This window comes from Streptomyces sp. GL_140 (assembly GCF_057834465.1).
This window is the reverse complement of the sequence record NZ_CM174404.1, coordinates 2,944,662-2,963,460: the sequence shown is the minus strand read 5'-3', so window position 1 is coordinate 2,963,460 and position 18,799 is coordinate 2,944,662. Positions and strand designations below refer to the sequence as shown.

Below are 18,799 nucleotides of genomic sequence, written 5' to 3'. Positions count from 1 at the left end.
GCGTCCCGCGTTCCTCACCTGCCCGAGGAGTCACCCGCCATGAAGCGCATCGCCACCATCGCCCTGACCGCCCTCGCCCCCGTCTCCTGGGGCTCCACCTACGCCGTGGCCTCCGAGCTGCTGCCGCCCGACCGGCCGCTGTTCACCGGGGTGATGCGGGCCCTGCCCGCCGGGCTGCTGCTCACGGCCCTGGCCCGGACCCTTCCCAAGGGGCAGTGGTGGTGGAAGTCCGCGGTCCTGGGCGGCCTCAACATCGGCGCCTTCTTCCCGCTGCTGTTCCTCTCGGCCTACCGGCTGCCCGGCGGTGTCGCGGCCGTACTGGGTTCCGCCGGCCCGCTGTTCGTCGTAGGACTGTCCGCGCTGCTGCTGGGGGAGCGGGCCCGGCTGCGGACCGTGCTCGCCGCCATCGTGGCGGCCCTCGGGGTGAGCATGGTGGTGCTGACCGCCGAGGCGGAGCTCGACCTGATCGGGATCGTGGCCGGAGTCGTCTCCTCGCTCTCGATGGGCGCCGGCACCGTCATGACCAAGCGCTGGGGGCGCCCCGAGGGGGTCGGCCCGCTGGCCATGACCGGCTGGCAGTTGACCGCGGGCGGCCTGATGATCATCCCGATCGCGGCGCTGGTGGAAGGGGCGCCGCCGGCGCTCGACGGCAGGGCCTTCCTGGGCTACGGCTACATGATGCTGATCAATACCGGGATCGCGTACTGGCTCTGGTTCCGCGGCATCGGGCAGCTCAGCGCCACCTCGGTCACCCTCCTCGGGCCGCTCTCCCCGCTGACCGCGGCCGTCATCGGCTGGGCCGCGCTGGGTCAGGCGCTGTCGCCCGTACAGGTGCTGGGCATGGCGATCGCCTTCGGTGCCACCGTCGCGGGGCAGCTGGCGGCCGGGCCTTCGCGCCCCAAGAAGGGATCGTTCGGTTCTGCTGAAGAAATCGATCGAAATGATTCGATGGACCTGACGGGTGACTCGGTGCGACGGTAGAACGACGAATCGACCGACCCGACCCCGAGGGGGAGACGCACAGTGGCCGTCATGCACCGCGACCAGACCGTTCCGCAAGCAGAGCAGCAGCATCACGGCGACGAGGGCGCCCCGGACCAGGCCGGGAACAAGAAGGGGGCCGCCGGTCTCGGCGTACTCCTCGCCCTGCTTGCGACGGTCGTCTGGTCCGGCAGCTTTGTCGCCACCCGCGGCATGGCGGACAGCATCCCGCCCGTCCAGGCCGTCTTCTGGCGCTGGACGATAGCCACCGTCGCCGTCGCACCCTTCGCCGCCCGCCAGGCCTGGCAGCAGCGGGCCCTGATCCGCAAGCACTTCGGCTACACGGCCGTCGCCACCCTCTTCGGCGTCACCCTCTACAACACGCTCGTGCACCAGGCCGGACTGACCACCTCCGCCTCCAACATGGGCATGATCATGGCCGCCTCGCCGGTCATCATGGCCCTCTACGCCCGCCTCGGCGGCGAACGGCTCGGCGCCCGGCGCACCTTCGGCCTCGCCCTCGCGGCCTTCGGCGTCCTGCTCCTGGTCGGCAAGGGCTCGATCCGCTTCGACTTCTCCGCCGGCGACCTGTGGATGTTCGCCGCCGCGCTCTCCTTCGCCACCTACAGCGCGCTCCTCAAGCGCAAGCCCGCCGAACTGGGCGGCCTCGCCTTCCTGATCACCACCTTCGTCCTCGGCGCCCTCATGTTGGCCCCCGCCTACGCCGTCTCCGTCAGCGTCCAGGGCGGCTTCCAGGTCACCCCCTCCACCGCCGGGATGCTCCTCTACGTCGGCGTCTTCTCCTCCGCCGTCGCCTTCTTCGCCTGGAACAAGGCCGTCTCGATCATCGGCGCCGCCCGCGCCGGAGTCGTCTACTACCTCCAGCCGGTCTGCGTGGCCGGACTCGGGTTCCTCCTCATCGGCGAGCAGACCGGCCCCGCGCAGCTCCTGTGCATGGCGCTGATCCTCGGCGGCGTGAGTCTGGGTGCCCGGCGGTAGGTTCGGTCCCATGATCGAGTGGGACATCAAGAAGCTGCGGATCCTGCGGACCCTCGCCGACCAGGGGACCGTCACCGCCACGGCCGAGGCACTGCACATGACGCCCTCGGCCGTTTCGCAGCAGCTGACCAACCTGGCCAAGCTGCTGGGGGTCCCGCTGCTGGAGGCCCAGGGCCGCCGGGTCCGCCTCACGGACGCCGCGCACCTCGTGCTGCGCCATGCCGAAGCGGTGTTCGCGCAGCTGGAGCGGGCCGACGCCGAACTCACCGGGTACCTGGCCGGGGAGGCGGGCGAGGTACGGATCGGGGCCTTCTCCACCGCCGTACCGGTCCTCGTGGTCCCCGCGGTGGCGGCCCTGAGGCGCTCGCACCCCGGAGTGGAGGTCCGCGTACGGGAAACCGAGGCGGCCGAGTCCTACGAGCTGCTCTCGGCCGGGGTCGTGGACCTGGCGCTCTCGCTGGCGGCCCATGCCCCGACCGCCCGGGACCCCCGTTTCACCCGGATGACGCTGCTGGAGGACCCCCTCGACGTGGCCCTGCCCCCGGACCACCCACTGGCCGCAGCCCCGGAGCTGCGCCTCGCGGACCTCTCCGGCGACCCGTGGATCTACGGCGGCAGCGGGCCCTGGTCGGAGATCACCCGAGGCGCCTGCGAAGCGGCGGGCTTCGTGCCGGAGCAGGCGCACTCGGCGTCGGGCTGGACCGCGATCCTGGCCATGGTCGAGGCGGGAATGGGCGTGGCGCTCGTTCCCCGGATGGTGTCGAGCCGGGCGTCGGGCGTCGCCGTCCGAGTCCTGTCCCACGACCGCCCCACCCGGCACGTCATCGCGGCCCTGCGCCGGGGCTCCGAATCGGCCCCGGCGGTGGCGCATGCGCTGGCGGCGCTGCGGAGCGTGGCCGACGGCCGGTCGTAGCCGTAGCCGTGCGGGGTCGGCCCGCACGCGAACGCCGGCGGGGCTGGAAAATCCAGCCCCGCCGGCGTTTGAGGCGCGGGGTCCGGGGCGGAGCCCCGGGAGCGGATCCGCGCGCTACGCGCGAGCGGCGGCCGCGTCCGCGGCCTGGGCCTTCAGCGCCCGCTCGATGCCCGAGCGGGACTCCGAGACCAGTCGGCGCAGGGCCGCGTTCGGCTCGGCCGAGGCGAGCCAGGCGTCCGTGGTCACCAGGGTCTGCTCGGAGACCTGGAGGGACGGGTAGAGCCCCACCGCGATCTGCTGGGCGATCTCGTGGCTACGGGTCTCCCAGACCTGCTTGACCACCGCGAAGTACTTCTCGGTGTACGGGGCGAGGAGCTCGCGCTGGTCGGTCTGGACGAAGCCGCCGATCACCGCCTCCTGCACCGCGTTCGGGAGCGAGTCGTCCTCGACGACCGCGGCCCACGCCTGCGCCTTGGCCTCCGCCGTGGGACGCGCCGCACGGGCGGTCGCCGCGTGGCGCTCGCCCGCGGCAGTCCTGTCCCGCTCCAGCTCGGCCGCGATGGCCGGCTCGTCGGCGACGCCGGTGGCGACCAGGCGCTCCAGGAACGCCCACCGCAGCTCGGTGTCGACGGCCAGGCCCTCGACCTCGGCCGAGCCGTCCAGCAGCGCCGACAGGTAGGTCAGCTGCTCCTCGGTGCGGGCCGTCGCCGCGAAGGCACGGGCCCACGCCAGCTGGTGGTCGCTGCCGGGAGCCGCCGCACGCAGGTGCTCCAGGGCGGCCTGCGTCCAGATGGCCAGGCCCTCCTCGCGCCACGCCGGGTCGGCGTACAGGTCGACCGCGAGCCGCACCTGGCGGTGCAGCGACTGGACGACGCCGATGTCCGTCTCCTTGCCGATGCCCGACAGGACCAGCGCGAGGTAGTCGCGGGTGGCCAGCTCGCCGTCGCGGGTCATGTCCCAGGCCGAGGCCCAGCACAGCGCACGCGGCATCGACTCGACGAAGTCGCCCAGGTGCGCGGTGACGTTCTCCAGCGAGACCTCGTCCAGGCGGACCTTGGCGTACGACAGGTCGTCGTCGTTGAGCAGCACGACGGCCGGGCGGGTGCGGCCGGCCAGCTCGGGCACCACGGTCAGGTCCCCGTCGATGTCCAGCTCGATCCGGTCGGTGCGCACCAGCTTGCCGTCGACCAGGTCGTACATGCCGACCGCGATGCGGTGCGGACGCAGTACCGGCTCGCCCTTGGCGCCCGTCGGCAGCGCCGGGGCCTCCTGGCGCACCGCGAAGGAGGTGATGGTGCCGGAGGCGTCCGTCTCCACCTCGGGGCGCAGGACGTTGATGCCGGCCGTCTCCAGCCACGCCTTCGACCAGGCGGTCAGGTCGCGGCCGGAGGTCTCCTCCAGCGCGCCCAGCAGGTCGGACAGGCGGGTGTTCCCGAAGGCGTGCGCCTTGAAGTACGCCTGGACGCCCTTGAAGAAGGCGTCGGTGCCGACGTAGGCCACGAGCTGCTTGAGCACCGAGGCGCCCTTGGCGTACGTGATGCCGTCGAAGTTGACGAGGACGTCGTCCAGGTCACGGATCTCGGCCATGATCGGGTGCGTGGAGGGCAGCTGGTCCTGCCGGTACGCCCAGGTCTTCATGGAGTTGGCGAAGGTGGTCCACGCCTGCGGCCACCTCGAACCCTCGGCGTCGGCCTGGCAGGCGATCGAGGTGTACGTGGCGAACGACTCGTTCAGCCACAGGTCGTTCCACCACTCCATGGTGACGAGGTCGCCGAACCACATGTGCGCGAGCTCGTGCAGGAGCGTCTCGGCGCGCGCCTCGTACGCGGCGTCCGTCACCTTCGAGCGGAAGATGTACTGGTCGCGGATGGTGACCGCGCCCGCGTTCTCCATCGCGCCCGCGTTGAACTCCGGCACGAAGAGCTGGTCGTACTTCGCGAAGGGGTAGTCGTAGGCGAACTTCTCCTGGAACCAGTCGAAGCCCTGCCGAGTGACGTCGAAGATGTGGTCGGCGTCGAGGAACTCGGCGAGCGAGGGCCGGCAGTAGATGCCGAGCGGGACGGACTGCCCGTCCGCGCGCTCGTAGGAGCTGTGTACCGAGTGGTACGGGCCCACGATCAGGGCCGTGATGTACGTGGAGATGCGCGGGGTGGGCTCGAAGCGCCAGACGTTGTCCTTGACGTCGGCAGCCGCCGGCGTGGGGGAGTTCGAGATGACGGTCCAGCCCTCGGGGGCCGTCACGGTGAACCGGAACGTCGCCTTCAGGTCGGGCTGTTCGAAGTTGGCGAAGACGCGGCGCGCGTCCGGAACCTCGAACTGGGTGTAGAGGTAGGCCTGCTCGTCGACCGGGTCGACGAACCGGTGCAGACCCTCACCGGTGTTGGTGTACGCGCAGTCCGCGACGACGCGGAGCTCGTTGGCACCGGCGGCGAGGTGGCCCAGCGCGATCCGGGAATCCCGGAACACGACGGCCACGTCCAGCGCCTTGCCGTTGAGAACGACCTCGTGCACGGCCGGAGCGACCAGGTCGATGAAGGTCTCGGCGCCGGCCTCGGCGGATTCGAAGCGCACGGTGGTGACGGAGGGGTACGTACCGCCCTCCTGCGCTCCGCTGAGATCGAGTTCGATCTCGTACGAGTCGACGGTGAGCAGCTTCGCGCGCTGCTGAGCCTCTTCACGGGTCAGATTCGTGCCTGGCACGCGTTCATCTCCTTTGATGGTGACGTAGACCCGCCATCCTTCCACGCGGGACCCGGAGCCCGTCGGGAGATACCTTGCGTGGTCGATTGCCTACCATGAGCCATGAGGATCAGCCTGAGCCTGCCCGCCCGAGACATCGAGTTCCTCGACCTGTACGCCGAACGGAACGGACTTCCGTCCCGCTCCGCGGCTCTCCGGATCGCCGTCGGCCTGCTTCGGGAGCGCGAGGGCGGAAACCTGCCGGACAGCGGTGGGCGGCGGCGCGAGGCTGAGGGGCATGACCAGGTACTGGGCGAGGCCAATCAAGGAGGCGGGGCTCAAAGAGCTCCGCGTACGTGACGACGCGGGGCGGGAGCGCGTCCCGTACGCCGACGGCGAGGGCGGTGCACCCCTGAGGTGCTGCCTGAGGCCGAGCGCGGCCGGGGAGCGGATCGTCCTCGTCTCCTACGCACCCCTGCGGCGCTGGGCCGCCGCCACCGGCGCGGAGCCGGGCGCGTACGACGAGCAGGGGCCCGTCTTCATCCACGCCGAGGACTGCGGCGGGCCGGCCGACGGCGAGGCGTACCCCTTCGCCAGGGCCGGTGCGCAGCGCACCGCCCGGCGGTACGACGCCCGCGGGCACATCCTCGGCGGGCGGGTCCTCGACCTCGGCACCGACCCCGATGGTGTGATCGAGCGGGCCCTTGACGAGGCGTTCGACGACCCCGAGGTGGCCCTCGTGCACGTCCGGGCCGCCGAGTTCGGCTGCTTCCACTACGAGGTGCGTCGGCCCTGACACGGGGAAGGGGCGGCGCCGTCATGGCGCCGCCCCTTCCCGTCCCGCGTGCGAGCGGGATCAGCCGCGCAGCTCCTCGGCGACGAGCTCCGCGATCTGGACCGCGTTCAGCGCGGCACCCTTGCGGAGGTTGTCGTTCGAGAGGAACAGCGCGAGGCCGTTCTCGACCGTCTCGTCGACACGGATGCGGCCCACGTACGAGGCGTCCTTGCCGGCGGCCTGCAGCGGGGTCGGGATGTCCGAGAGCTCGACGCCCGGGGCGTCCTTCAGCAGCTCGTAGGCGCGCTCCACGCTCAGCGGACGCTCGAAGCGGGCGTTGACCTGGAGGGAGTGGCCGGAGAAGACCGGCACGCGCACGCAGGTGCCGGAGACCTTGAGGCCGGGGATCTCCAGGATCTTGCGGGACTCGTTGCGGAGCTTCTGCTCCTCGTCGGTCTCGAAGGAGCCGTCGTCGACCAGGTTGCCCGCGAGCGGGACCACGTTGTAGGCGATCGGCCGCTGGTAGACCTTGGGCTCCGGGAACTCCACCGCGCCGCCGTCGAAGGTTAGCTGGTCGGCGGCCTCGGACACCGCGCACGCCTGGCCCTTGAGCTCGGCGACGCCCGCCAGGCCCGACCCGGACACGGCCTGGTAGGTGGTGGCGATCAGCGCGGTCAGGCCGGCCTCGTCGTGCAGGGGGCGCAGCACCGGCATCGCGGCCATGGTGGTGCAGTTCGGGTTCGCGATGATGCCCTTGGGGCGGTTCAGAATCGCGTGCGGGTTGACCTCGGAGACGACGAGGGGAACCTCGGGGTGGCTGCGCCAGGCGGAGGAGTTGTCGATCACGACAGCGCCCTGCGAGGCGACCTTCTCGGCGAGGGCCCGGGAGGTGGCGCCGCCCGCGGAGAAGAGCACGATGTCCAGGCCGGAGAAGTCGGCCGTGGAGGCGTCCTCGATGGTGATCTCGCTGCCCTGCCACTCGATGGTCGAGCCGGCCGAGCGGGCCGAGGCGAACAGCCGCAGCTCCTCCACCGGGAACTTCCGTTCGGCGAGGATGCCGCGCATGACTCCGCCGACCTGTCCGGTGGCTCCGACGATTCCGACCCTCACGGTGACTCCCTTTGATCCGTACGACGCGGGCGCGCGTGAAGCCATCATGCGTTCGACCCCACGAGACTTGTCCAATCCATTGTCCGAGGAGCGGACGGTGTGCGGAGTGTGAACCCCGGTGACAACTCCGTGGCGGCCTTGTTGCACCCCTGCTCACTGCCCCTTTTGCCAGTTCGAAGCCGGTTACGGTCCGGTCTGTCGCGTCCGTAATCCGGACGCGTTTTCCGTACTTCGAACTCGGGGAGAACCACCGTGCGCGCCATCCGCCACCGACGCCGGTCCATACCGGCGCTCGCCGCCCTCGCGGCCGCCGCCGTCGCCGCGCCCGTCCTGCTCGCCGCCACCCCGGCGGCCGCCCACCCGCGCGAGGGCCGGCTGGCCAAGGAACTGGTGGAGGAGGTCACCGCCCGCGGCGCCTACCGCCACCTGGCGAAGTTCCAGCAGATCGCCGACGCCAACGGCGGCAACCGCGCCGCCGGCACGCCCGGCCACGCGGCCTCGGCCGCCTACGTCCACGACACCCTCGCCAAGGCCGGGTACCAGGTCTCGTACCAGGACTTCGACATCTACGAGGCGCACACGAGGACGGAGCGGACCACCGTCCTGTCCGGCGCCGATCCGCGGGAGCTGGCCACCGCCGCCTTCACCTTCACCAAGTCCACTCCGGCCGGCGGACTGGCTGCCCCGCTCGCCCTGGCCCGGGTCGACGAGACCCCGGGCTGCACCGCCGACGACTACCCGGCCGGTGCCTTCGCGGGGAAGATCGCCCTGGTCAAGCGCGGTGCCTGCACCTTCGTGGAGAAGCAGAAGGCCGCCGCCGCGGCCGGCGCGATCGGTGTGATCGTCTACAACCACAGCGGGACCACCCCGGTCCGGGGCGGGTTCTCCTCACCCGCCGAGGGGATCATCCCGAGCGCCGGGATCACCCTGGCCGACGGCGAGGCGCTGACCGCGGCCGCCGCCAAGGGCGAGGTGACCGTACGCCTGGACCTGGACCAGGAGCACGTGAAGAAGACCACCCGCAATGTCATCGCCGAGACCCGGGGCGGCCGCGCCGACCGCGTGGTCGCGGTCGGGGCCCACCTGGACTCGGTCACCGAGGGTCCCGGCATCAACGACAACGGCTCCGGCTCGGCCGGTCTGCTGGAGGTGGCCCTCAAGCTCGCGGACGAGGGCGCCAACAAGAAGGGCAAGGGCAAGCAGACCGCCAACAAGGTCCGCTTCGCCTGGTGGTCGGCGGAGGAGCTCGGCCTGCTGGGCTCCGAGCACTACGTGGCGCAGCTGTCCGACAAGCAGAAGAAGGACATCGCGCTGTACCTCAACTTCGACATGATCGCCTCGCCGAACCCGGCGCAGTTCGTCTACGACGGCGACGACTCGGACAGGACCGGTGAGGGCGCCGGTCCGGCCGGCTCGGCCCAGATCGAGGCGCTGATCAACGGCTTCCTCGACAAGAAGGGCAAGCCGCACGAGGGCAGCGACTTCGACGGCCGCTCCGACTACGGCCCGTTCATCGCGAACGGCATCCCGGCCGGCGGCACCTTCACCGGAGCCGAGGGCATCAAGACCCCCGAGCAGGCCAAGCGGTACGGCGGCACGGCCGGGGCCCCGTACGACCCGAACTACCACGGGGCGGGGGACAACCTGAAGAACCTGGACCTCAAGGCCTTCGACACCAACCTCGACGTGATCGCCCACGCGGTCGGCACGTACGCGCAGGACCTGAGCTCGCTGGGCAAGTGACGTAGCGCCCGAGGGGGGGGCAAGCGGAAGGGGCGGGTACCCGATCGGGTACCCGCCCCTCCGTCATGCGGTCACGCTGTCATGCGGTCGATGCCGTTACGGCAGGACCTTCTCGATCTGCACGCTGCCGGTGCCGGCGGCGGTGCCGCGGGCGTTGAGCAGCTTGACCTCGCCGAAGAACTGGCGGCCCTCCGGAGCGGCGCTGCTGACCAGCACGTTCGCGGAGACGGCCGCCGAGGCGCCGTTGGCGAGGTTGACCGCGGCGGCCTCGTCGACCTGGACGGTGCCCAGGGCGGCCGAGTAGTAGACGTCGCGGTAGTCGTACGTGGTGGAGCCGGACGGGATCGCGTAGCCGATCACGTTGACCGTGTAGGTGCCCGCGGCCGGGTTGAGCAGGCTCACGGCCTCGTCGGAGTCGCCGTCGGCGGAGGAGCCGACCTTGACGCCGTCCTTGTAGACCTCGAGGTCGAGGTCCGCGGCGGTGTCGGAGACGCCGCCGATCGCGATGTCGAGGCGGGAGACGCCCTCGCCGATCTTGACCTCGGTGGTCTGGGTCTCACCGGGGGTGATGGTCGGCTTGGCGACCTTCGCGGAGCCGAGCGGGCCGCCCTGGAGCTTGCCGCCCACGATCGCCGCACCGTCGTTCTTGACGGTCCACTGGACCGGCGCCGGGGTGCCCTGCTTGACCTCGGGCAGGACCTTGACCGCGGGGTCGAAGGCCGCGCCGAGCACGGAGACGTCCAGCTTGTACGGGTTGTCGAGCAGCGGCGACGTACGGCGCGACTCGACCTCGATCTCCCAGACGCCCGGCAGCGGGTTCGCGTACGAACGCAGGTCGGGGCGGCACTTGTTCGCCGGGTTGTCGTAGTTCGGGTAGCACTGGGTCGTCGCGCTGTCCTCGACGCCCACACCGTACGGGTGGATCGAGATGAAGCGCGTCTGGCTGCCCGGCTTCAGACCGCCGAGGGCGACCTCGAGGGTCTTGGCGCCCGAGGGAACGGTCACGAAGTACGACTTGTGGCTGTTGCGCTGCACGGACGAGGTGTCCGAGTAGGCGAACGAGGGCTTGGCCAGCGGGGTGGAGACGACGACCGTGGAGAGGATCTGCTTGTCGATGCCCTCGGTGGTCGGGTCGTCGAGCTGCAGGATGCCGCTGTGGACGCCGGCCGTCTTGGCCTTGGCCTCGACCTTGATGGTGACCGGCTTGTTCAGCGGCAGGGTGACGTAGTCGTAGTCGCTGAGGACCTTGAACGTACCGTCGTTGTTGCGCCAGCTGAGCTTGTGCGGGGTGCCGTACTTGACGCCGGTGGTGCGCGTCACGACGACGTTGTAGACCTTCTTCTGGCCGACCTTCAGGCCGCCCTCACGGTCGTAGACGCCGGTGCCGAAGCCCGGGGTCTTCAGGAACTGGTCGATCGCGGTGTCGACCGGCGCCGAGACGGTGAACTCGTTGGCCTTCGCGCCGCGCTGGATGGACTCCCACGCGCCGGGGATGTTGATGAGGCCCGCGCCCTGGGCGTGCGCCGGGACGTCGTCGATCTTCTTCGCGCTGCTGGTGAGCGCGACGCGCAGGTTCGCCGGGGTGAGGGCGATGTGCTGCTGCTTCGCGGCCGAGATCAGCAGGGCGCTGGCGCCCGTGGCCTGCGGCGAGGACATCGAGGTGCCCTGCAGCATCGAGTAGCCGGCCGGCAGGTTGTAACCGGCCTCCTTCACCGGGGAGCCGGGCAGCCACGTCTGGGTGGTGTTGATGGCCGCGCCCGGGGCGGTGATGGTCGGCGTGAAGCCGCCGTCCTCACGCGGACCGCGGGAGGAGAAGGGGAACATGTTGTACTTCTTGGTCACGCCGGAGCCGTAGTTGGCAGCCCAGGTCTCCTTGGAGACCGCCGCACCGACGGAGACGACCTTGTCCGCGAGACCGGGGTCACCGATGGTGTTGACGCCGGGGCCCTCGTTGCCCGCCGAGATGACGAGCTGGACACCGTAGGTGTCGATGAGGTTCTTGTAGAGCTCGGAGCGCGCGTTGTTGCCGTCGTTCAGCGCGGGCAGACCGCCGATGGACATGTTGACGATGTCCACGTGGCGGTTGACGACGAGGTCGATCATGCCCTCGGTCAGCGCGATGTTGGTGCAGCCGCCGGACCAGGAGCAGGCGCGCGAGGAGACGATCTTCGCGCCGGGAGCCTCGCCGTTCATCGCGCCGCCGAACAGGCCGTTGGCGGAGGTGATGCCCGCGACGTGCGTGCCGTGCTCGGACTCGATGATGCCGATGTTGACGAAGTCGGCCTTCTTGCCGACCCAGTCACCACCCAGCGGGTCCATCGGGACGTCCTTGCGGATCTCGATCGTGAACGGGATCCGCTCGACGACCTCGGTCGCCGGGTTGTCCGTGCCGAAGTAGCCGATCTGGAAGCCGTCCTTGTACGGCTTCATCGGCTCGTTGTTCGTGAAGTCGTTGTCCTGGTCGGTGTCGACGCGGACGGTCCCGGCGACCGGGTCGTAGAGCATGCCGAACCGGTCGGTGGTGTCCCCGTCCCGGTTGACGTCGCCCTTCATGTCACCGGTGGCGGTGATCGACTCGGTGAAGCGGCTCCACTGGAACGAGCCCTCCGGAGCCTTCCAGCTCGCGCCGCCCGCGGTGAACGTGCCACCGGTGACCGGGGTGATCTGGGCCCGCCAGGTGGCGTCGCCGTCGGCGAGGGGGTCGGTCGCGGTGACCCAGTCGACGATCTTGCGCTCGCCGGTGGTGGTCTTCTGGAGCGCGGGGTGACCGAGGTCGACGCCCGAGTCCAGGATGCCGATGGTCACGCCGCGGCCGTCGGCCGTCGGGTTCTTCTTGAGGAAGTCCAGCGAACCGGTCTCGAAGGACGGGTTGTACGGGTTCTTCGCCGGGGTGTTCTTGTCCGGGCCCGGGTACGTCTCGGCGGCGGTCTTCGCGACCTGGCCGGACTCCTTGCCCGAATCCGGACGGGGGTCCGGAAGCTGGATCTCGTGCCGCAGGTCGATGCCGTGCACGGAGGACAGCTTGGCGGCCGCCTTCAGCGCGGCGTCGGCCTTGTCGGTCGGCAGCGTGGCGCGGACGTAGCCGAGCTTGTCGTACGTCTGGCCCACCGAGGCGCCCTGGACGCCGTCGAGCTGCTTCGCCACCTGCTGGGTCTCGCCGGGGGCGGTCGCCAGCATGACGGTGACGGTCTTCTCGCCCTTGGACTTGGCTTCCTGCAGCAGCTCGACGTCGGCCGAACCGAGCTTCTCGTCGGCCGACTTCACCGCGGGGTTGGCCGTGGGTTTGGCCGGGGGGACATCAGTGCCGGTCGCCGCGAAGACAGGCATGGCGCCGGTGGCCGCGAGGGCGGCCACCAGGCCGGCCGCGGCCGCGACGCGCGCTGCGCGTCGGGTCACGGATATGGAGCTGGGGGAGTCGAGGGTCATCAGCATCCCTGGCTAAGTGAAAGATACGGTCCGGATTTCGGTGCCGGATGACCGGTCAGCCTCGTGTAAGTGACAGCCCTTTGGGGAGAGTTGTCACTGATCGATACATGACATGGCGGACTCCCGCCAGCTCATCGGATACGCCACAGGGCCCGTACCGGGGCAGAGCGGTACGGACCTTCCGGCTCAGAAGTCGACTTGTCTATTTCCCGACCATGCGTCAAGGCCGGGACGTGACCCTGCCCGGGATCGGGTGTGACAACTTCGGGTCGTTCAGCGCTCGCGCGTGCGCGCGTAGTGCCGGGATGCCTTCGCACGGTTTCCGCACGCGGCCATCGAGCACCAGCGCCGGGTGCCGTTGCGCGAGGTGTCGTGGAAGTGCAGGACGCAGGTCTCGGAAGCGCACTTGCGGATCCGGTCGGGGCCGGAGCCCAGCAGTTCCAGGTAGTCGCGGGCGGCCGTCCAGGCCGGGCCCCACGTCGGGTCGTCGAACTCGGAGCGCTCGCCGGCCCCCTGCGCGGTCAGGGTGATCCGGATCCGGCCGTGTTCCAGGACGGCGTCGATCAGGGAGCGGGCGCTCGCGTCGGCCGGGTCCGCGACCGCGCGGGCCAGTGCCTCGCGGGCGGTCAGCAGGTGCACCAGGGTGGCCGCGTCCGCGCGGAAACGGTCGGCCAGGCCGGCGCTCTCCAGCCAGATCGCGAGCCCCTCGACGCGGGTGAGCCCGAAGGTCCCGGCGAAGAGGTCGGTCGGCTCACCCTCGTGCATCCAGCGGGTGTTGATCAGGTCCAGGGCCACCGGTTCGCCGATCAGGGGGCGGGGGTCCGTCGCCGGTGTCGCCATCTCGCGGTCCTCCTGATGCCCGTCTTGCTAACCCCCTAAGCGTACGGGAACGGTTGACGCCCGCCGCTCTAACCGTTAACTTTGTTTTAGAAGGTTAGGTCGCCCCGTGAGGGGCCCGCAGAGAGGAACAGCCATGACGGCTCCTGTCATCAGCAAGCTGCGCACCGGCCACGTGGGTCTGAACGTCACCGATCTCGCCCGCTCGCTCGCCTTCTATCAGGGCGTCCTGGGCTTCGAGGTGCTCGGCGAGGGCAAGGAGGAGGGCCGCCGCTTCGCCTTCCTCGGCCAGGACGGCGAGCTCGTCCTCACGCTGTGGCAGCAGGCCGAGAGTGGTTACGTCGCTGCCGCGGCCGGACTGCACCACCTCGCACTCTCGGCGGACGGCATCGAGGAGGTCCGCGCGTACGAGGAGCGGCTGCGCGGCCTGGGCGTCGAGTTCGCGTACGAGGGGGTCGTCCCCCACGGCGAGGGCGCGTCCTCCGGCGGGATCTTCTTCCACGACCCCGACGGGACCCGCCTGGAGATCTCCGTACCGACCGGCGCCGAGGGCGCCGAGGCTCCCACCACAGGGGCCCCGACCTGCGGGTTCTTCTAATGCCCGAGTACCACTGGGGCTCACTCGCCGTACAGGACCGGCTCGGCGTCCGCGAGGCCGCGGCCCACGTGGGCCGCTCGGTCGCGCCGCGCATCAAGGAGGTCGCCGCGGACTTCCTGGCGCAGCAGCCGCACCTGGTCGTGGGCGCCGCCGACGAGCACGGGCGGCTGTGGGTCTCACTGCTGACCGGCGCCCCCGGTTTCGTACGGGCCACCGCGCCGGACCGGATCGCGGTTCTCGGCGGGGTCCCGGAGGGCGATCCGCTCGCCGGGGCGCTGGCCACCGGCGGCACCCGGGTCGGGACCATCTCCCTCGACCCGCGCACCCGGCGCCGGATGCGGCTCAACGGAACCCTGGCGGTGACCCCGGGCGGGTTCGCGGTCGTGGCGGAGCAGGTCTTCGCGAACTGCCCCAAGTACCTCCAGAAGCGGCAGCCTGTCCAGCTCGTCGCCGAAGGAGCCGGTGTCGTGCGGCGTGGGTACGCGCTCACCTCCGACCAGGAACGGGCCGTCCGCGCCGCCGACACCTTCTTCGTCACCACCACCGCGGAGGCGGACGGGGCCGACACGAGCCACCGGGGCGGGCTGCCGGGGTTCGTGGAAGTGCTGTCGCCGACCGAACTGGCCTGGCCGGACTATCCGGGGAACGCGATGTTCCTGACACTGGGGAACCTGCTGACGGACGCGCGGGCCGGGCTGCTGTTCCCGGACTGGGAGAGCGGGGCGCTGCTCCAGCTCAGCGGGCGGGCGGAGACGGAATTCGGGCCGGGCGGGTCCCGGCGGGTCCGGTTCCGGGTCGAAGCGGTGGTGGAGAGCGTGCACCCGGGGCGGCTGTTGTGGAGCGCCCCGGAGTACTCGCCCGCGAATCCGCCGTTGGTCTGACGGGAGCTGTCCTGAAGGGAGCTGCCTTGGCAGGCGCCTCACCGGGGGAGTACGACGAGGTAGGTGGCCGGCTCGCGGTCGCCGGACGCGGTCAGGGCGGTCCGCACGACTGCCGCCTGCTGCTCGGGCCAGTCGCGGAGCTTGCGCGGGGTGACGTGCAGGACGGTCACCCCGCACCGCTCCAGCGTCTCCCGCTTGCGGACCGATTCCGACCACTGCTCGTCCTCGCCCTGGCGCGGGGCGCGGGTGTCGATCTCCAGGGCCACCGCCTGCTCGGGCCAGTACGCGTCCACCCCGCCGAGGTGCGGACCGCCGGGCAGGCGCAGGTCCACGTTCCAGACCGGCTCGGGGAGTTCGAAGCCGCGTACGAGCTGGTACAGCCGGTCCTCGGCGATGGCCCGCCCCTCCGCGAGCAGTGATTCGACGGCGTCGACCACGTGCGGCCGGTTCAGCAGCCGGGCCACCGTCAGTTCCCTTACGACGGCGGCCGGTTCGCAGTGCCCGCCGCGGACGGCTTCGCTGAGCAGCCGGCGGACCGTGCCGGCGTCGGAGAGCTGGGCGACGGCGTCGGCGACGGCGCGGGCCACGGGGGCGACGGGGAGGCCGATGACCTCCATCGGCCGGGGCGGGACGTGCGTCCGCACGATGCGGACCTGCCCGGTGGAGCGCAGCCGGCGGGTGTTGGGCACGAGGACGTCGATGAGCGGGAGTCCGGTCAGGGTGGGGGCGCAGGAGAACCGGTACAGGGCGAGGGCGGCGAGCCCGGTGACCATGACCTCGTCGCCGCGCCGTCCCGCGTACAGGAGCGCCGCGTGCAGCCGTTCCTCGCTGGTCGCGGGGCCGGAATGGAGCAGGAACACCCCGGGCAGGATCTGCTGCCAGTCGCGGTCGGCGGCGTCGGAGGCGGAGACGCCGTGCTCGCGGAGCTGGGCCAGCGTGAGCACGCGGGGGCGGCTGCCGGTGAGGTGGGCGAGGGGGAGGGGTGCGTTGTGGTTCATGACGCGGTGATTCCCTCAGGCCATGGCCTCGCTAACCCCTGTTACACATCTGTCGGCAAATCGGGACAAGACGGGGCTAAAGTACGGGCGTTCGACTGCCGATGGACTGCGCTGCTCAGCGGGCTCGCCACCGCCTCCGGGGATCCGCCCCGGACCCCGCACCTCATGCGTCGGCGGGGCTGGAAAATCCAGCCCCGCCGAAGCTCGAAGCGACCCCGAAGGACTAGCCGGCCGCCGCGTCGCAGGCCTGGCCGCGCAGCCCGCGGGCCAGGTCGTCACGCGACTCCAGCACCAGGCGGCGCAGCGCGGGGGCGGCGTCCGCATGCGCCGACAGCCACGCGTCAGTGGCGTCCAGGGTCTCCTGGGAGTCCTGGAGGGACGGGTACAACCCCTTCACCACGTCCATGGCGATCTGGATCGAACGGTTGGACCAGATCCCCTCGATGGCGGCGAAGTACCGCTCCGCGTAGGGCGCGAGCAGGGACCGCTGCGAAGACTGCTGCATTCCCGCGATCGTCGCCTCGACCAGCGCGTTCGACAGCGCGTCCGATTCCACGACGGCGACCCACGCCTGGTCCTTGACCGCGGCCGAAGGGCGCGCCGCCAGGCAGCGCACCTGGTGCCGCTTGCCCGACGCCGTGTCGTCCCGGGCCAGTTCGGCGGCCAGGACGGACTCGTCCACCGCTCCCTGCGCGGCCAGCGGCAGCAGGAAGTCCCAGCGCAGCTCCTGGTCGACCTCCAGCCCGTCGATCCGCGCCGAGCCCTCCAGCAGACCCAGCAGCAGCTGGAAGTCGCCCTCGGTCGCCGCGCCCGCCGCGAAGAACCGGGCCCAGGTCAGCTGGTGCTCCGACCCGGGCTCGGCGAAGCGCAGTTCCTGCAGCGCGCACGCGGCCAGCACCCGGCCGCCCTGCTCCCGCCACTGGGGGTCCGCGTAGTGCGTGACCGCGGACAGCGCCTGGGCGTGCAGCATCTGGAGCACGCCGACGTCGGTCTCGCGGCCCGCGTGGGCCACTACGAGCGAGACGAAGTCCCGGGCCGGCATCAGCGCGTCCCGGGTCAGGTTCCACAGCGCCGACCAGCACAGCGCGCGGGTCAGCGGGTCCGCCACCGAGCCGAGGTGGGAGCGGAGCGTGGCCAGCGAGTCCGCGTCGAAGCGGATCTTGCAGTAGGTGAGGTCGTCGTCGTTGACGAGGACCAGGGCGGGCCGCTCCTGGCCGGCCAGTTCGGCCACCACCGTCCGGACGCCGGCCACGTCCGCCTCGGCCCGCGCGTAGCGGACCAGCGCGCCGTCCGCCTCCAGCCGGTACAGACCCACCGCGACCCGGTGGGGGCGCAGCTCGTCGCCGTCCTGGAGCACGGCCAGTTCGGTCACCCGGCCGCCCGCGTCGCAAGTCACCACCGGGGTCAGCGCGTTCACGCCGGCCGTCTGCAGCCAGGCCCGCGACCATTCGGCCATGTCCCGGCCGGAGACCTCCGCGAGCACCGACAGCAGGTCGTCCAGGGTGGTGTTCCCGTAGGCGTTGGCCTTGAAGTAGCGCCGCGCGCCTTCGAGGAAGGCGTCCCGGCCCACGTACGCCACGAGCTGCTTGAGCACCGCCGCGCCCTTGGCGTAGGTGATGCCGTCGAAGTTCAGCTTCGCGTCCTCCAGGTCACGGATGTCGGCCGTGATCGGGTGGGTGGACGGCAGCTGGTCGGCCCGGTAGGCCCACGCCTTGCGGCTGTTGGCGAAGGTGACCCACGCCTGGTCGAAGCGGGTGGCCTCCACCAGTCCGAAGGAGCCCATGAAGTCCGCGAAGGACTCCTTCAGCCACAGGTCGTCCCACCACTTCATGGTGACCAGGTCGCCGAACCACATGTGCGCCATCTCGTGCAGGATGACGTTCGCGCGCCGCTCGTACGAGGCCTGCGTGACCTTCCCGCGGAAGATGTACTCCTCGCGGAAGGTCACCATCCCCGGGTTCTCCATCGCGCCCAGGTTGTACTCCGGCACGAACGCCTGGTCGTACTTCCCGAAGGGGTACGGGTAGTCGAAGATCTCGTGGAACAGGTCGAAGCCCTGCTTGGTGACGAGGAACACGTCGTCCGCGTCGAAGTGCTTCGCCAGGCCCTTGCGGCACATCGCGCCGAGCGGGATCGTCAGCTCTCCGCGCGTGTAGGTGTCCGTCACGTAGTGGTACGGGCCCGCGACCACGCAGGTGATGTAGGTGGAGATCGGCGCGGTCTCGGCGAAGCGCCGGGTCCCGCCCTCGCGGGACTCCTCGGCGCCGTTGCTCCAGACCTGCCAGCCCTCGGGCGCGGTCACCTCGAAGCGGTACGGGGCCTTCAGGTCGGGCTGTTCGAAGTTGGCGTAGACCCGCCGGGCGTCGGCCGGTTCGTACTGGGTGTAGAGGTAGACCTCGCCGTCCTCCGGGTCGACGAAGCGGTGCATGCCCTCGCCGGTGCGGCTGAAGGCGCAGTTCGCGTCCACGACCAGGACGTTCTCGGAGGCCAGGTCGCCCAGGGTGATCCGGGCCCCGTCGAAGACGGCGGCCGGGTCCAGTTCGCGCCCGTTGAGGGTGACGGAGTTGACCGAGGGCGCGATGAGGTCCGCGAAGGTGGCGGCTCCAGGGGTGGCGGCGCGGAAGCGGACGGTGGTCACCGAGCGGAAGGTCCGGGGCCCGTCGGCCGGTTCGGCCTCGTCCACCGCGGACCTCAAGTCGAGGACCACCTCGTACCCGTCGACGGACAGCAGCTCGGCCCGCTCGCGGGCCTCGTCACGGGACAGATTCTCTCCGGGCACGTGCACTCCTTCGTGCGTGATCGCGATACCTGACCGAATCCTCCCATGGGGAATGCGTGTGCGGTCGGGGCGGTTGGGCA

General features: G+C 71.0%; 14 protein-coding genes. 8 read left to right on the top strand and 6 right to left on the bottom strand.

Features of this window, described 5'->3' with window-relative positions; translation table 11 throughout:
• Positions 1-39: 39 nt before the first annotated feature.
• From AC3IYJ_RS13835 to AC3IYJ_RS13825, 3 genes are read left to right on the top strand one after another with little or no spacing between them, the layout of a single operon-like run.
• A complete protein-coding gene (locus AC3IYJ_RS13835) occupies positions 40-981 on the top strand; it encodes an EamA family transporter (RefSeq protein ID WP_489401598.1) in 942 nt (313 codons plus the stop codon).
• Between the two features lie 51 nt (positions 982-1,032).
• Entirely contained in the window at positions 1,033-1,980 is a 948-nt protein-coding gene (locus AC3IYJ_RS13830; RefSeq protein ID WP_489401597.1) for a DMT family transporter, read from the top strand.
• Between the two features lie 10 nt (positions 1,981-1,990).
• On the top strand, positions 1,991-2,893 hold the full coding sequence (locus AC3IYJ_RS13825; protein WP_489401596.1) for a LysR family transcriptional regulator: 903 nt from the start codon (positions 1,991-1,993) through the stop codon (positions 2,891-2,893).
• Positions 2,894-3,007: 114 nt separating this feature from the next.
• Here the strand turns inward: AC3IYJ_RS13825 and pepN (AC3IYJ_RS13820) are convergent, their stop codons facing one another.
• Entirely contained in the window at positions 3,008-5,593 is a 2,586-nt protein-coding gene (gene pepN, locus AC3IYJ_RS13820) for an aminopeptidase N (RefSeq protein WP_489401595.1), read from the bottom strand.
• 102 nt (positions 5,594-5,695) lie between these two features.
• Between pepN (AC3IYJ_RS13820) and AC3IYJ_RS13815 the strand changes: the two genes are divergently transcribed.
• Both AC3IYJ_RS13815 and AC3IYJ_RS13810 read left to right on the top strand, forming a co-directional pair.
• Positions 5,696-5,932, top strand: a complete 237-nt coding sequence (locus tag AC3IYJ_RS13815; RefSeq protein ID WP_489401594.1) for a ribbon-helix-helix domain-containing protein — start codon at positions 5,696-5,698, stop codon at positions 5,930-5,932.
• Entirely contained in the window at positions 5,871-6,368 is a 498-nt protein-coding gene (locus AC3IYJ_RS13810; RefSeq protein WP_489401593.1) for a DUF1203 domain-containing protein, read from the top strand. The genes AC3IYJ_RS13815 and AC3IYJ_RS13810 overlap by 62 nt, the downstream gene beginning before the upstream one ends.
• Positions 6,369-6,428: 60 nt before the next feature.
• Here the strand turns inward: AC3IYJ_RS13810 and AC3IYJ_RS13805 are convergent, their stop codons facing one another.
• Positions 6,429-7,457 (bottom strand): aspartate-semialdehyde dehydrogenase, encoded by a 1,029-nt coding sequence (locus tag AC3IYJ_RS13805; RefSeq protein WP_489401592.1) that lies wholly within the window; start codon positions 7,455-7,457, stop codon positions 6,429-6,431.
• Positions 7,458-7,709: 252 nt separating this feature from the next.
• Between AC3IYJ_RS13805 and AC3IYJ_RS13800 the strand changes: the two genes are divergently transcribed.
• Positions 7,710-9,200: a M28 family metallopeptidase gene (locus tag AC3IYJ_RS13800; RefSeq protein WP_489401591.1), complete on the top strand. Its 1,491-nt coding sequence runs from the start codon at positions 7,710-7,712 to the stop codon at positions 9,198-9,200.
• 96 nt (positions 9,201-9,296) lie between these two features.
• On the opposite strand, the gene AC3IYJ_RS13795 is transcribed toward AC3IYJ_RS13800, so the two are convergent.
• Both AC3IYJ_RS13795 and AC3IYJ_RS13790 read right to left on the bottom strand, forming a co-directional pair.
• Positions 9,297-12,632 carry a S8 family serine peptidase gene (locus AC3IYJ_RS13795; protein WP_489401590.1) on the bottom strand — a complete coding sequence of 1,112 codons (3,336 nt, stop codon included), beginning with the start codon at positions 12,630-12,632 and terminating at the stop codon, positions 9,297-9,299.
• Positions 12,633-12,899: 267 nt separating this feature from the next.
• Entirely contained in the window at positions 12,900-13,466 is a 567-nt protein-coding gene (locus tag AC3IYJ_RS13790; protein ID WP_489401589.1) for a CGNR zinc finger domain-containing protein, read from the bottom strand.
• Positions 13,467-13,599: 133 nt separating this feature from the next.
• Between AC3IYJ_RS13790 and AC3IYJ_RS13785 the strand changes: the two genes are divergently transcribed.
• Together AC3IYJ_RS13785 and AC3IYJ_RS13780 are read left to right on the top strand one after the other, a co-directional pair.
• Positions 13,600-14,061 (top strand): VOC family protein, encoded by a 462-nt coding sequence (locus AC3IYJ_RS13785; RefSeq protein WP_489401588.1) that lies wholly within the window; start codon positions 13,600-13,602, stop codon positions 14,059-14,061.
• Positions 14,061-14,942 (top strand): pyridoxamine 5'-phosphate oxidase family protein, encoded by an 882-nt coding sequence (locus tag AC3IYJ_RS13780; protein WP_489401587.1) that lies wholly within the window; start codon positions 14,061-14,063, stop codon positions 14,940-14,942. The genes AC3IYJ_RS13785 and AC3IYJ_RS13780 overlap by 1 nt, the downstream gene beginning before the upstream one ends.
• A gap of 38 nt (positions 14,943-14,980) precedes the next feature.
• Here the strand turns inward: AC3IYJ_RS13780 and AC3IYJ_RS13775 are convergent, their stop codons facing one another.
• Positions 14,981-15,940, bottom strand: coding sequence for a hypothetical protein (locus tag AC3IYJ_RS13775; RefSeq protein ID WP_489401586.1), 960 nt, complete (start codon positions 15,938-15,940; stop codon positions 14,981-14,983).
• Positions 15,941-16,163: 223 nt separating this feature from the next.
• Positions 16,164-18,719, bottom strand: coding sequence for an aminopeptidase N (gene pepN, locus AC3IYJ_RS13770; RefSeq protein ID WP_489401585.1), 2,556 nt, complete (start codon positions 18,717-18,719; stop codon positions 16,164-16,166).
• Between the last annotated feature and the right edge of the window lie 80 nt (positions 18,720-18,799).

What these genes read in the sequence shown, in the direction of transcription:
- AC3IYJ_RS13815 (WP_489401594.1), top strand. Translation starts at nt 5,696, where the DNA reads ATGAGGATCAGCCTGAGCCTGCCCGCCCGAGACATCGAGTTCCTCGAC.
- AC3IYJ_RS13775 (WP_489401586.1), bottom strand. Translation starts at nt 15,940, where the DNA reads ATGAACCACAACGCACCCCTCCCCCTCGCCCACCTCACCGGCAGCCGC.
- AC3IYJ_RS13810 (WP_489401593.1), top strand. Translation starts at nt 5,871, where the DNA reads ATGACCAGGTACTGGGCGAGGCCAATCAAGGAGGCGGGGCTCAAAGAG.
- AC3IYJ_RS13835 (WP_489401598.1), top strand. Translation starts at nt 40, where the DNA reads ATGAAGCGCATCGCCACCATCGCCCTGACCGCCCTCGCCCCCGTCTCC.
- AC3IYJ_RS13795 (WP_489401590.1), bottom strand. Translation starts at nt 12,632, where the DNA reads ATGCTGATGACCCTCGACTCCCCCAGCTCCATATCCGTGACCCGACGC.
- AC3IYJ_RS13790 (WP_489401589.1), bottom strand. Translation starts at nt 13,466, where the DNA reads ATGGCGACACCGGCGACGGACCCCCGCCCCCTGATCGGCGAACCGGTG.
- AC3IYJ_RS13830 (WP_489401597.1), top strand. Translation starts at nt 1,033, where the DNA reads ATGCACCGCGACCAGACCGTTCCGCAAGCAGAGCAGCAGCATCACGGC.
- AC3IYJ_RS13785 (WP_489401588.1), top strand. Translation starts at nt 13,600, where the DNA reads ATGACGGCTCCTGTCATCAGCAAGCTGCGCACCGGCCACGTGGGTCTG.
- AC3IYJ_RS13780 (WP_489401587.1), top strand. Translation starts at nt 14,061, where the DNA reads ATGCCCGAGTACCACTGGGGCTCACTCGCCGTACAGGACCGGCTCGGC.
- AC3IYJ_RS13825 (WP_489401596.1), top strand. Translation starts at nt 1,991, where the DNA reads ATGATCGAGTGGGACATCAAGAAGCTGCGGATCCTGCGGACCCTCGCC.